The organism is Enterobacter sp. LU1 (assembly GCF_008271405.2).
In the GTDB taxonomy this organism is placed as follows: domain Bacteria; phylum Pseudomonadota; class Gammaproteobacteria; order Enterobacterales; family Enterobacteriaceae; genus Enterobacter; species Enterobacter hormaechei_C.
Window position 1 is genome coordinate 829,452 of the sequence record NZ_CP043438.2, and the last position, 13,184, is coordinate 842,635.

Consider the following 13,184-nt stretch of genomic DNA (forward strand, 5'->3'; position numbering starts at 1 on the left):
TTATCAAAAAAGCGGCTAATCATAGCTCAGCGCAACGCATTTGAGAATGCTGGATTTTTGGCACGGCCATAAGCGCCCAGTCAGCAATGGCCGTTTTCAGCAATTCATCCAGACTCAGATCCTGCCATTCCTGCGTTACATTCTGGTTGAGAAATCGCAGCGCGTCGATCAAAACCGGGCGCGGATCGCCGTCAGGCAGCGCCGGGGCATGATTCTGTTTCGATAGCTTATTTCCCTGTTCATTGACTGCCAGCGGCAGATGGATGTAATCCGGCACCGCCCAGCCAAACTGCTGGTAAAGCGATATTTGCCGCACGGTAGGCTCAACCAGATCCGCCCCGCGCACGATTTCCGTAACACCCTGGAAATGGTCATCGACAACCACCGCCAGGTTATAGGCAAACAAACCATCACGACGGTGAATAATAAAATCTTCACGCGCCAGGCGCTCATCCGCCTGAATTATTCCTGAGAGAACGTCGGTAAACTGCGTCACCGGAGAACGCTGTATTAGCCGTACGGCGGCATTATCAGGACCGTTGTGCCGCGTACGGCAGTGGCCGTCATAAACGCCACCTACGCTCTGAATACGCGCCCGCGTGCAGGTGCAGTTATAGGAAAGGCCCTGTTCAGCAAGCCACGCCAGACGTTCACGGTAGGCATCATGGCGTTGAGACTGCCAGAGTACGTCGCCATCCCAGTGAAGACCGTAATGTTCCAGCTGACGCAGAATAGTTTCTGCTGCACCGGGAACTTCACGTGGAGGATCGATATCTTCAATGCGGACCAGCCATTGACCCTGACGGGCGCGAGCCTGTAGGTAGCTGCCGAGCGCGGCAATTAATGAGCCGAAGTGTAATTCACCGGAGGGAGATGGCGCAAAGCGCCCAATATAGTGAGATTCAGACATATCAACGGTAACAAGGCGGGAGAGACTCCCGCCTTAGCTGAGTAGTGAGAGGGCAAGCGTTAGCCGGCCATCTGTTTTTCGCGGATTTCTGCCAGCGTTTTACAGTCGATGCACAGATCGGCTGTTGGACGCGCTTCCAGGCGACGAATACCGATTTCAACACCGCAGGATTCGCAGTAGCCAAAATCTTCGTCCTCGACCTTCTTCAGCGTTTTTTCGATCTTTTTGATCAGTTTGCGCTCGCGGTCACGGTTACGCAGTTCGAGGCTGAACTCTTCTTCCTGAGCGGCACGGTCGACCGGGTCCGGGAAGTTAGCAGCTTCATCCTGCATATGTGTAACGGTGCGATCGACTTCATCCCTGAGTTGATTACGCCATGCTTCAAGAATACGCTTGAAGTGCGACAGCTGGGCTTCGTTCATATACTCTTCGCCCGGCTTCTCTTGATACGGCTCCACCCCAGCGATGGCGAGAATACTCAGGGACGATGTTTTACGGTTTTGCCCTTCTTGCATGTTGCTTCTCCTTAACACGCACTATCGATCCCCGTGTTGGGGGAAAAATCAGGTCGCTATAAATAGCAGATGCTTTTCCGTATGGCAATTATCTAAACGTAACACTTGACAACCCTGTGAGGAAAAGCGTATTTGCGCACGCGGCCAGAACACTTATTAGTCAATCGTCTAATCCCTTATAAGACAATGGGAAGAGAGGATCTCAGAGTCATATTATCGGCAGAAAGTTCCGCTTTATAAGCGAAAATCTCTACCCCCTGCTTTTGTGCCTCATTCAACAATTGCGCGTATTTAGGATCAATATGACGGGCCGGGGAAAACCGTTCAATGGCTGAATGCAGAACCGCAAACAGCAACACGGCGCGCTTGCCCGCCGCCGCTACACTCATTAGCTCTCGCAGATGCTTCTGGCCACGTAGCGTTACCGCATCCGGAAAGAAGCCGTTTTCCTGTTCCGCTAACGTCACTGATTTCACTTCAATATAGCACTCAGGGCGGTCTTCCGCCTGTAACATAAAATCAATTCTGCTGCCTTCATCGCCATATTTCACTTCGCTTTTTTGCGTGCCGTAACCCACCAGTTCAGGAAGCATTCCATTTGTCAGGGCTTCCTTAACCAACTGATTTGCGCGCAGGGTATTCACGCAAATAAATGCCCCGCTTTGCGTCTCGGTCATTTCCCAGGTATGAGGATATTTGCGTTTAGTATTTTCTGATGTGGAATACCAGACCGTGTCACCCGGCGTGGCGCAACCGGTCATGGCGCCGGTGTTAGGGCAGTGCAGCGTGAGCGTTTCGCCCTCAGGGGTGATCACGTCAGCGAGAAAGCGTTTGTAACGCTGGATCAGCGTGGCGGGCTGGAGTGCAGGGCTAAACTTCATCAGGATTCCTTAACGTGTCGCCCAGCGTCCAGCGCTGAAGCGGAGTATAGCGGGTGCGTCCTTGTACAAAGGCAGATTCGTACAGCGCAAATTCATTCACCTGAAAGGACCAGTGAAAGCCCGGTGGCGGGATGGCAACGGCCTGACCCGCATCGCGCAGCAGGGTAATGTGGGGATGAAACGGCTGCGGGCTCTGATAACAGCCGCTGCGCGCGGCCTGCGCCCGCAGCATGTTGGCGAGCTGTAGCAGTCCGCGAGGGGGCTGCCGCGTCCCCAGCCAGACCACCCGAGAGCGCAGCCATTGCCCGGCATCGTCAAGATGCAGCGTAAACCCCGGCTGCGAAATGCGTCCGGCCATTGCGCTTAACGCGCGCTGCTTTTCAGCGCTTACTTCACCAAGAAAGGCTAACGTCAGGTGCATATTGGCGGCGACGACGGGGCGGCCCGCTTCCGCGGGGAAGTGGCTGGCGCGCCAGCGAACAATCTGCCGTTGAAGCGTGGTGGGTAATTCAATGGCGAAGAATAGCCGTTTTGACTCAGACATGGGCAAGACTCGGTAATGATATGCGCCGATGCTACAATGTACGCCGATTAATGTTAACCCTCTGGAGCCCTAAGTGTCCTCTTTGCCCGTCGCCGTCGTCCTTCCTGAGCTTCTCGCAGCCTTAGAACATGCGCCACAGGTTATGCTCAGCGCGCCCACCGGAGCGGGTAAATCCACCTGGCTGCCCCTGCAAATTCTGCGCGAGGGGAGCATCAGCGGGAAAATTATCCTGCTGGAGCCACGCAGGCTGGCCGCGCGCAATGTGGCGCAGCGCCTGGCGGAACTGCTGAATGAAAAACCGGGCGAGACGGTAGGGTACCGGATGCGCGCCGAAACCTGCGTTGGACCGTCCACGCGGCTGGAGGTGGTCACCGAGGGTGTTCTCACCCGTATGCTGCAAAACGATCCGGAGCTGACCGGCGTCGGGCTGGTGATCCTTGATGAATTTCACGAGCGTAGCCTCCAGGCCGATCTGGCCCTTGCGCTGCTGCTCGACGTTCAGCAGGGGCTGCGCGACGACCTTCGGTTGCTGATTATGTCGGCGACGCTGGATAACGAGCGGCTCCGGCAGACGCTCCCTGATGCGCCGATGATCGCCTCTGAAGGGCGTGCGTTCCCGGTCGAGCGCCGCTATCAGCCGCTGCCTGCCCATCAGCGTTTTGACGAAGCGGTTGCCATCGCCACCGCCGAATTGCTCCGTCAGGAACCCGGCTCGCTGCTGCTGTTTTTACCCGGCGTAGGCGAAATCCAGCGCGTACAGGAGCAGCTGGCATCCCGGGTGAACAGTGACGTTATGCTGTGCCCGCTCTACGGCGCGCTGCCGTTGGCTGACCAGCGCAAGGCGATCCTTCCCGCACCGGCGGGGCAGCGCAAAGTGGTGCTGGCAACCAATATCGCGGAAACCAGTTTGACCATCGAAGGCATTCGCCTGGTGGTGGACAGTACGCAGGAGAGGGTGGCCAGTTTTGATCCGCGTACCGGGCTGACCAGGCTACTGACGCAGCGCATCAGCCAGGCCTCAATGGTGCAGCGCGCAGGGCGAGCAGGGCGTCTTGAGCCGGGTATTTGCCTGCATTTAACCAGCGCCGAGCAGGCGGAGCGTGCGACATTGCAGAGCACGCCTGAGATTTTACAAAGCGATCTCTCCGGGCTGGTGATGGATCTGATGCAGTGGGGCTGCCCGGACCCTGACCAGCTCACCTGGCTTAATCCTCCGCCTGTCGTGAACCTTTCCGCCGCGCGCAGCCTGCTGACCCAGCTTGGCGCGCTGGAAGACGAGCGACTGACGGCGCGCGGTCAGAAAATGGCGGCGCTGGGCAACGATCCGCGTCTGGCGGCAATGCTGGTGGCAGCACAGGGCGACGATGAAATTGCCACGGCGGCAAAACTGGCGGCTATTCTTGAGGAGCCGCCGCGCGGTGGCAGCAGCGATCTGGGACAGGCCTTTTCTCGCCATCAGGGAAACTGGCAACAACGCGCGCAGCAGCTGTGTAAACGCCTGAATTGCCGGGGCGGTTCGCCTGACAGCGATAAAGTTATCCCTCTGCTGGCCCAGGCCTTCCCGGACAGGATCGCTCGCCGTCGCGGGCTGGATGGTCGCTATCAGCTGGCAAATGGGATGGGCGCGATGCTGGACAGCGATGACGCCCTGACGCGTCACGAATGGCTGATCGCGCCGCTCTTGCTCCAGGGCAGCCACTCCCCGGACGCGCGTATTTTACAGGCGGTTGCCGTGGATATTGACGCGCTGACGCGTGCCTGCCCGCAGCTGCTTCAGCAATCTAACATCGTGGAATGGGATGATGCCCAGGGCACGCTGAAGGCGTTCCGTCGTAGCCAGATTGGCAAACTGACGCTCGGGACGAAACCGCTGGCGAAGCCGTCGGAGGAAGAGTTACACCAGGCGATGCTGAACGGCATTCGGGAAAAAGGGCTGAGCGTACTGAACTGGACGCCGGAGGCCGAACAGTATCGCATTCGCCTGCATTGCGCCGCGAAGTGGCTGCCGGAACAGGGGTGGCCAGCGGTGGATGATGAGACGCTGCTCGCGACGCTTGAACAGTGGCTGTTGCCGCAGATGAACGGCGTACACTCGCTGCGCGCCCTGAAGGTGCTTGATGTTAAGGCAGCGTTACAGAATTTACTGGACTGGTCGTTACGTCAACGTCTGGATAGTGAACTGCCTGGGCATTACACTGTGCCAACCGGGAGCCGGATTGCCATTCGTTATCATGAGGATAATCCGCCGGCGCTGGCGGTTCGGATGCAGGAGATGTTTGGTGAGGCCACCACGCCGTCCATCGCTGAAGGGCGCGTGCCGTTAGTGCTTGAGCTGCTTTCGCCTGCGCATCGTCCCTTGCAGATCACCCGCGATCTGGGGGCGTTCTGGGCGGGGAGCTATCGTGAAGTGCAGAAAGAGATGAAAGGGCGATATCCCAAACACGTCTGGCCGGACGATCCGGCGAATACCGCGCCGACACGGCGCACGAAGAAATATTCGTAATGGATCGAAAAGGGGAGTGCGGCCTGATGCCCTCACCCCGGCCCTCTCCCACGGGGAAAGGGATAAACAAACTTTGAGAGATTTCTTCTTTCACTGACCTGTGCAAGATAAGAAAATCTGGCCTTTGCGCCTGAATGTTGCGGAGAAAAAGCATGGCGGGGAATGACCGCGAGCCAATAGGACGTAAGGGAAAGCCGACGCGTCCGGCGAAAGAAAAGGTAAGCCGTCGTCGCCTCAGAGATGAGGAGTATGACGATGACTATGAAGACGATTATGAGGATGAAGAACCGATGCCACGTAAAGGGAAAGGCAAAGGGCGTAAGCCTCGTGGTAAGCGCGGCTGGTTCTGGTTGCTGCTGAAGCTGTTCATTGTTTTTGTTGTCCTGATCGCGATTTACGGCGTTTATCTGGATCAGAAGATCCGCAGCCGTATCGACGGGAAAGTCTGGCAATTGCCTGCGGCAGTGTACGGTCGCATGGTGAACCTTGAGCCGGACATGTCCATCAGCAAGAACGAGATGGTGAAGCTGCTGCAAGCCACACAGTATCGTCAGGTCACGAAAATGACCCGTCCGGGTGAATTTACCGTCCAGGCGAAAAGCATTGAGATGATCCGCCGTCCGTTCGACTTCCCGGACAGTAAAGAAGGGCAGGTGCGCGCGCGTCTGACCTTTGACGGCGATCGTCTGGAAACCATTGAGAACATGGATAACGATCGCCAGTTCGGTTTCTTCCGTCTCGATCCGCGTCTCATCACCATGCTGTCGTCCGCAAACGGCGAACAGCGCCTGTTCGTGGCGCGTAACGGCTTCCCGGATCTGCTGGTAGATACCCTGCTGGCAACCGAAGACCGCCACTTCTACGAGCACGACGGTATTAGCCTTTACTCCATTGGTCGTGCGGTACTGGCGAACCTGACTGCCGGGCGTACGGTGCAGGGGGCAAGTACCCTGACCCAGCAGCTGGTGAAAAACCTGTTCCTCTCCAGCGAGCGCTCTTACTGGCGTAAAGCCAACGAAGCGTACATGGCCGTGCTGATGGATGCGCGCTACAGCAAGGATCGTATTCTTGAGCTGTACATGAACGAGGTGTACCTCGGTCAGAGCGGTGACAACGAGATCCGCGGCTTCCCGCTGGCGAGCCTGTACTACTTTGGTCGTCCGGTAGAAGAGCTGAGCCTTGACCAGCAGGCGCTGCTGGTGGGCATGGTGAAAGGCGCGTCGATCTACAACCCGTGGCGTAACCCGAAACTGGCGCTGGAACGTCGTAACCTGGTGCTGCGTCTGCTGCAACAACAGCAGGTGATTGACCAGGAGCTGTACGACATGCTGAGCGCGCGTCCGCTGGGCGTTCAGCCGCGTGGAGGGGTGATTTCTCCGCAGCCAGCCTTTATGCAGATGGTGCGTCAGGAGTTGCAGTCTAAGCTCGGGGATAAAGTGAAAGATCTCTCCGGCGTGAAGATCTTTACCACCTTTGACTCCGTGGCACAGGACGCCGCAGAAAAAGCGGCGGTAGAAGGTATTCCGGCGCTGAAAAAGCAGCGTAAGCTGAGCGATCTGGAAACCGCGATGGTAGTGGTTGACCGTAACACCGGCGAAGTTCGTGCCATGGTGGGCGGTGCTGAGCCGCAGTTTGCGGGCTATAACCGTGCCATGCAGGCGCGTCGTTCAATTGGTTCACTGGCAAAACCGGCGACCTATCTGACCGCGCTGAGCCAGCCGAATCTTTATCGCCTGAATACCTGGATTGCCGATGCGCCAATTTCCCTGCGCCAGCCTAACGGCCAGGTTTGGTCACCGCAGAACGATGACAGACAGTTCAGCGGCCAGGTCATGCTGGTGGATGCGTTAACCCGCTCGATGAACGTGCCAACGGTTAACCTCGGAATGGCGCTGGGCCTGCCGGCCATTACCGACACCTGGCAGAAGCTGGGGGTACCGAAAGATCAGCTGCACCCGGTGCCAGCGATGATTCTGGGGGCGCTTAACCTGACGCCAATCGAAGTGGCGCAGGCGTTCCAGACCATCGCCAGCGGCGGTAACCGTGCTCCGCTTTCCGCTCTGCGTTCGGTGATTGCCGAAGATGGCTCCGTGCTGTATCAGAGCTTCCCGCAGGCAGAACGTGCAGTTCCGGCGCAGGCGGCCTATATGACGCTGTGGACCATGCAGCAGGTTGTCCAGCGCGGTACCGGCCGTCAGCTGGGAGCGAAGTATCCGGGCCTGCATCTGGCGGGTAAAACCGGGACCACCAACAACAACGTCGATACCTGGTTCGCCGGTATTGATGGTCGTGAAGTGGTCATCACCTGGGTGGGGCGCGATAACAACCAGCCGACCAAACTGTATGGCGCGAGCGGTGCGATGTCGATTTACCAGCGCTACCTGGCCAACCAGTCTCCGGTGCCGCTGAACCTGGTTGCCCCGGAAGATATCGTTGATATGGGCGTGGACGCATCGGGCAACTTTATCTGCGGTGGCGGGATGCGTACGCTGCCGGTCTGGACGACTAACCCGGATGCGCTGTGTCAGCAAAGTCAGCCAGAAGAACCGACAGGTAACCCGTTCGATCAGTCTTCTCAACCCCAGCAGCCGCAGCAACAGCCGCAGCAGCAGAATGAGAAGAAAGACAGCGACGGTGTCGCCGGCTGGATCAAGGACATGTTTGGCGGAAACTAATTAGTTTCCTGAATAAAAGGCCGCTTAAGGATTAAGCGGCCTTTTTTTATGTTTACATTCATTTATATTTAAAATTATTAAATTTAAAATGTAGAATTATTAATTTCTGCTTTTTTTCATCTAAAACAGAAAGTTGTGTCCGATTATTCGGGTGTTATCATTTTGCGATCTAGACGTGATGAAGAATAATCTGATTAAATCCTCTCCGGAAATTTACTGACCTCACAGGATATTCCTTAGAGGACTTCCCAACATTTTTGTATATATCAAGAATGGATATCTTCATCATCACATATAAGGATATTGTTATGAGTAAATATGTTGTTTCAACGGTGCTGGCCAGCACGCTTATGGCTGCACTCTCTCTGCCGGTATTTGCAGCGAACGATTCTGGTACGGTAAATTTCGCCGGAAAAATTGTGGCGGATACCTGTGAAATTGATGTTGATGGCTCGGGGTCCAATACTTCCACCGTCACATTTGCAGATACTTATCCTTCTGATTTTGGTACTGACGGTCAGGTCGGGACGTCGAAGGCCTTTAAGATTGAAGTGAAAAAATGTGATCCGCTGGTTGCCAAACTGAACCTCAAGTTCAGCGGCACCACAACGGATGCGGAATACAAGCGCCTGAAGAACGATCTTTCCGGCGCTGGCAATGCGACCAACGTTGGCATCATTGTCAGTAATGAAAATGGGACTAAGGGGGACGTGGTTTTCAACGGATCAGAACCGGAAGCCGGTACCGATGTTGCGAACGATGCCACTGGCGCCACAGCATCTGTCTTTAATTACACCGCGAAAGTTATTCAGGTTGGTGATAACAAACCAACAGCAGGTCACTACTCCTCATCTGCAACGTTCGAGGTTGTTTATCGCTAAATCTATTTTGGCAGCCTGAAAGGGCTGCCTTCTGGAACGTAGTATGAATTATTTATTAAAATTGTTAGGTGGATGTTTGATTATCTCTTGCTGTTCAGTACAGGCAAGTGTGGTTCTCGGTGGCACGCGAATTATTTATCCATCGAATAAATCCGAAGTACAAATAGCACTCAAAAATAAAGACCCTCATACTCGATATCTGGTGCAAAGCTGGGTGAGTTACCCCAACGATGCAAAAGCACCTTTCATCATTACGCCGCCTGTCTATAAATTACAGGAAAATCGTCAGACCCTTTTGCACATCATTTTTACCGGCGATAAAAAAAATCTGCCCGCAGATCGCGAATCTTTATTTCTGGCGAATGTGAAATCCGTCTCGGCGTTATCACCTGACTTAAAAGACAAGAATACGCTGCAATTCGCGATGAAAACGCGTCTGAAGCTGTTCTGGCGCCCTGCTGATTTGAAAGAAGCCGATGCCCTTCAGGCCTATGAAAAAATCACCTTCCGCCGCCAGGGTAACAGGCTCATTGCGAAAAACCCAACGCCGTTTTACGTCTCCTTTGGCGAGCTGGCCGTGGGCGGGAAAAGTGTCCCTGTGACTGACACAAAAACCACGCCGGGGGCAATTTCAATGATGGTCGCACCTTTCAGCGAGCAATATTTTTCTGTGCCTCAATCTGCAAACGGGCCCGTGACGTGGACTGCTATTAGCGATTTCGGCGCGCAAACCTCCCAGCGCAAGCAGGCTCTTTAAACACACAATGCTGGTACCCTATGTCGTCATCTCCACTCTACAAACAGGTTCTGAAGGGAATCGCGTTAGCGCTGCTCGCGATGATCCAGCCTGTGAGTGCAGATGACGAATTTAACCTGCGGATCCTCGAGATGGACACTCCGCTGGAAAACACCTCAACGCTAAAAAATTTCATCAATGATAATGGCTTACTGCCCGGAAACTTTCTGACGACCATTATGTGGGATCGGGATGTTCTGGATAAACGCACGGTGAGTTGGATCTTGTCTGACGATAAGCAGCGCCTGTTACCGGAGCTGACCAAAGCGGATCTGCGTGCATTAGGGGTAAAAGTCGACACGATCCCGGACATGAAAGATCTGGATGATGCGGTGATAATCGATGACATCTCCCATTTTATTGATAATGCCCGCTACGATTACGACCAGGATAATCAGACCCTCAAGCTGGTGATCCCGCAAAAATACCGCGACCAGGCTGCGGCCGGGGCTATCGAGCCTAAATTCTGGGATGACGGTGCTCCCGCCGCCTGGACAAGCTACCAGTTTAGCGGCTCTCAGCAGCACTACCGTTCTGGTGAAACGTCATCTGCATGGCTTGGTCTGGAGTCGGGGATCAACCTCGGGGCGTGGCGGTTGCGTAACAACAGCACCTGGAGTGACAACGCCGGTTGGGATGCAATCGCCAGTACGCTGCAACGTGATATCAAAACCCTGCAAAGCCAGCTTGAGATAGGCCAGACGTACACTAACGGCGAGCTTTTCGACAGCGTCCAAATGACCGGCGTGAAGCTGGAAACGGATACTTCCATGCTGCCCACCAGCCAGCAGGGGTTTGCCCCCGTGGTGCGTGGTATCGCAAATAGCGATGCAAAGGTCACCATCAGGCAAAACGGCTACACCATTTATCAAAGCAACGTCTCTCCGGGGCCATTTGAGATCCGCGATTTAAGCCAGGTCACATCCGGCGCGGATCTGGAGGTGACGGTGGAAGAGGCCGACGGCAGCGAACACAGCTTCATCCAGGCCAGCGCATCGGTACCGGTGCTACAGCGGGAAGGGGCATTTAAATATTCGCTGGCGGCAGGGCGTTATCGCGGTAATGAAGGTGAGGACGAGCCCCCTTTTCTGCAAGGGACGGTCATTTACGGCCTGCCTTATGGCGTAACAACATACGCCGGCGCGCTCGTTGCATCGTCGTATCAGGCTATGCTGGCGGGAACAGGGGCCGATCTTGGCCGTTTCGGATCGGCATCCGTGGATGTGACCGCCGCCCGTACGGCTTTTGATGATGGACGAGATGATGCCCGCGGGATGTCATGGCGTGCGCAGTATTCCAGGGATATTCCGGATACAGACACCACCGTGACGCTTGCCAGCTACCGTTATTCCACCTCAGGGTTTTATACCTTTCAGGAAGCTGTCGACCAGCGTGACAGCGAGATTGACGATGGGATTTATACCTATCGGCGAACCAATAATCGGCGCAGCCGCATGCAGGTTAATCTTTCCCAACGCGTTTCGGACTGGGGATCGGCTTACCTTAATGGCTATCAGCAGGATTACTGGAACATGGCGGGACACGAGCGCAGCGTCAGTGCGGGGCTAAGCTCCGGCTGGCGCGGTATAACCTGGTCGGTAAGCTACAGCCTGACGCGTACGCCGGACGCCAATACCGATCGGCAAATGGCGTTGATGGTCAACGTACCTCTTTCACGCTGGCTAGCGAACGCATGGTCAACTTACAGCGCCAACACTGCCAGCGGTGGATTCGTTTCGCATCAGGTAGGGATCGGCGGCACGGCACTTGAGAACAATAACCTCAGCTATAACCTCCAGCAGACCTATGCCAGTCACGATACTGGCTATGGTGGCAGTGTATCCGGGCGCTACCGGGGATCTGCCGGTGATGTCGGGCTGGGGTATAACTACGGGGGCGATAACCGACAGTGGAACTACAGCGCGCAGGGTTCAATTGTTGCGCATGAACATGGAGTAACCCTGGGGCAATCCGTCCGCGACGCCTTTGCCATTGTCCATATCAAAGATGGCGATAACGTCAAAGTACAGAACGGGCGAGGGATCTACACCGATCGCTTTGGTAACGCGATTGTCCCTTCCCTGACGGCCTACCGGAAAAACGGTATTACGGTCAACACCCAGGATCGTGAAGATATTGAAATTGCCGCCGCTACCCAGGATGTTGTCCCAACAAAAGGCGCGGCCATCTCAGCGAATTTTGATGCACGAGTGGGGAAGCGTGCGCTTATCACGCTGCTTTTCCACGGCAAGCCGGTACCTTTCGGCGCCATTGTCACGCAGGAAAGTGCAACGGCTATCGTCGGTGATGAAGGAGAAGTCTGGCTTACCGGTCTGCATGAAGCGGTTTCCCTGAATGTGCAGTGGGGTGACGGGCGCGATCAACGGTGTGCGTGGGCGGGGGATCTCCCTCCCGGGCGCTCAGCAACTATTTTGAAAATGACGGTAAATTGCCAATGAGGCGTAGCAAAGAACTATTCATCAGCGCAATGGCTGGCCTAATCATGCTGTTTTCAGCTCCGGCATTCGCAACTTGTACATTTACGGGAGGCGGAAGTAGCGGGGGAATTGTTACCTTCAACATTCCCGCTGTCATCCAGCTTGAGCCAGACGTTCAGGTCGGTACCATTATTTATGACGCCAGCGTGGAATCAGGTGAAATTGCGCAAAGATGTGATGGTGATTCCGTTCGGGTACGTAGAGGCTATCTCTCATTGAGTGATGCTGATGCGCGTGAAGATGTTTTACCCGGAGTGTATAAAACCAACGTGACCGGGATTGGCATTCGCGTTGCAGCGTCTACAACCCAGTTCCCCAGCTATACCGAAGAAGACATTATCAGGCCGGAAACTTATCTTGGCACGATCAGAAGCTTTTCAACGAATTACAATTTCCGGGCTACCGCTCAGTTGATCGTTATTGGTGAAGTCGAAGAGGGCGATCTTAATACGTCCCTGTTAACCTCACATGAAACTTACGATAACGACGTGATAGGCGAAATTCGCTTTTCACCAACCAGTGTGCACATTACGACAAACACCTGTAACCTGGCGGATAAAAACATCTACGTGCCGCTGGAAACGGTCAATGCGCACGATTTTAACGGTCAGTATTCTGACATCCTGACCGACAGTCGTTTCAGGATTGATATTACGGACTGCGCCGCCGGGACAAAAATTGATTATCAGTTCACCAGTGCAGGGTCGACTGGCGTAACGGATGGCAATATCCTCAATATTGCTACCGGAGACAACGCTGCAAGCGGCGTAGGCATTCAAATCCTCGACAAGAACGATGCGGTGTTACAGTTCGACCAGAGCTACACGGCAATAACCCGTACCCAGGACAACGTCCCGGTTGAGATCCCACTCAAAGCCCGTTACATCAAAACGGGAGAGGTTAAAGCCGGGAAAGTCGACGCCGTCGCGACTTTCGAACTCTTCTATCGTTAAGCCCTCCGGCCCGTTTCGGCGGGCTTTA

10 protein-coding genes are annotated in these 13,184 nt (G+C 55.0%); 6 read left to right on the top strand and 4 right to left on the bottom strand.

The genetic code is table 11. The features are described 5' to 3' along the window. Positions 1-19: 19 nt before the first annotated feature. The 4 genes from gluQRS to thpR form a co-directional block, all read right to left on the bottom strand. Positions 20-910 (bottom strand): tRNA glutamyl-Q(34) synthetase GluQRS, encoded by an 891-nt coding sequence (gluQRS, locus tag FZF21_RS03920; RefSeq protein ID WP_047737108.1) that lies wholly within the window; start codon positions 908-910, stop codon positions 20-22. Between the two features lie 59 nt (positions 911-969). Continuing rightward, the gene (gene dksA / locus FZF21_RS03925) at positions 970-1,425 is read right to left on the bottom strand and encodes an RNA polymerase-binding protein DksA (RefSeq protein ID WP_001155232.1); all 456 of its coding nucleotides are present in this window, start codon (positions 1,423-1,425) and stop codon (positions 970-972) included. A gap of 176 nt (positions 1,426-1,601) precedes the next feature. After that, positions 1,602-2,306: a DNA/RNA nuclease SfsA gene (gene sfsA / locus FZF21_RS03930; protein WP_017694492.1), complete on the bottom strand. Its 705-nt coding sequence runs from the start codon at positions 2,304-2,306 to the stop codon at positions 1,602-1,604. Further along, entirely contained in the window at positions 2,296-2,850 is a 555-nt protein-coding gene (thpR, locus tag FZF21_RS03935) for an RNA 2',3'-cyclic phosphodiesterase (protein WP_003856249.1), read from the bottom strand. Before thpR ends, sfsA begins: the two co-directional genes overlap by 11 nt. Positions 2,851-2,923: 73 nt before the next feature. Here thpR and hrpB point away from each other — a divergent pair, with 73 nt between their 5' ends. The 6 genes from hrpB (at position 2,924) to FZF21_RS03965 (ending at position 13,156) form a co-directional block, all read left to right on the top strand. Continuing rightward, entirely contained in the window at positions 2,924-5,353 is a 2,430-nt protein-coding gene (gene hrpB, locus FZF21_RS03940; protein WP_047737106.1) for an ATP-dependent helicase HrpB, read from the top strand. Positions 5,354-5,505: 152 nt separating this feature from the next. Further along, a complete protein-coding gene (mrcB, locus tag FZF21_RS03945; RefSeq protein WP_017383751.1) occupies positions 5,506-8,028 on the top strand; it encodes a bifunctional glycosyl transferase/transpeptidase in 2,523 nt (840 codons plus the stop codon). A 272-nt stretch (positions 8,029-8,300) separates the two neighbouring features. Next, positions 8,301-8,909: a fimbrial protein gene (locus FZF21_RS03950; protein ID WP_015572710.1), complete on the top strand. Its 609-nt coding sequence runs from the start codon at positions 8,301-8,303 to the stop codon at positions 8,907-8,909. A gap of 43 nt (positions 8,910-8,952) precedes the next feature. Next, positions 8,953-9,666, top strand: a complete 714-nt coding sequence (locus FZF21_RS03955) for a molecular chaperone (RefSeq protein ID WP_032682231.1) — start codon at positions 8,953-8,955, stop codon at positions 9,664-9,666. 20 nt (positions 9,667-9,686) lie between these two features. Continuing rightward, positions 9,687-12,164: a fimbria/pilus outer membrane usher protein gene (locus FZF21_RS03960; protein ID WP_047062356.1), complete on the top strand. Its 2,478-nt coding sequence runs from the start codon at positions 9,687-9,689 to the stop codon at positions 12,162-12,164. A 44-nt stretch (positions 12,165-12,208) separates the two neighbouring features. After that, positions 12,209-13,156 carry a fimbrial protein gene (locus FZF21_RS03965; protein ID WP_223862345.1) on the top strand — a complete coding sequence of 316 codons (948 nt, stop codon included), beginning with the start codon at positions 12,209-12,211 and terminating at the stop codon, positions 13,154-13,156. The last annotated feature ends 28 nt before the right edge of the window (positions 13,157-13,184 follow it).

What these genes read in the sequence shown, in the direction of transcription:
- thpR (WP_003856249.1), bottom strand. Translation starts at nt 2,850, where the DNA reads ATGTCTGAGTCAAAACGGCTATTCTTCGCCATTGAATTACCCACCACG.
- mrcB (WP_017383751.1), top strand. Translation starts at nt 5,506, where the DNA reads ATGGCGGGGAATGACCGCGAGCCAATAGGACGTAAGGGAAAGCCGACG.
- FZF21_RS03955 (WP_032682231.1), top strand. Translation starts at nt 8,953, where the DNA reads ATGAATTATTTATTAAAATTGTTAGGTGGATGTTTGATTATCTCTTGC.
- FZF21_RS03965 (WP_223862345.1), top strand. Translation starts at nt 12,209, where the DNA reads ATGCTGTTTTCAGCTCCGGCATTCGCAACTTGTACATTTACGGGAGGC.
- FZF21_RS03960 (WP_047062356.1), top strand. Translation starts at nt 9,687, where the DNA reads ATGTCGTCATCTCCACTCTACAAACAGGTTCTGAAGGGAATCGCGTTA.
- FZF21_RS03950 (WP_015572710.1), top strand. Translation starts at nt 8,301, where the DNA reads ATGGATATCTTCATCATCACATATAAGGATATTGTTATGAGTAAATAT.
- dksA (WP_001155232.1), bottom strand. Translation starts at nt 1,425, where the DNA reads ATGCAAGAAGGGCAAAACCGTAAAACATCGTCCCTGAGTATTCTCGCC.
- gluQRS (WP_047737108.1), bottom strand. Translation starts at nt 910, where the DNA reads ATGTCTGAATCTCACTATATTGGGCGCTTTGCGCCATCTCCCTCCGGT.
- sfsA (WP_017694492.1), bottom strand. Translation starts at nt 2,306, where the DNA reads ATGAAGTTTAGCCCTGCACTCCAGCCCGCCACGCTGATCCAGCGTTAC.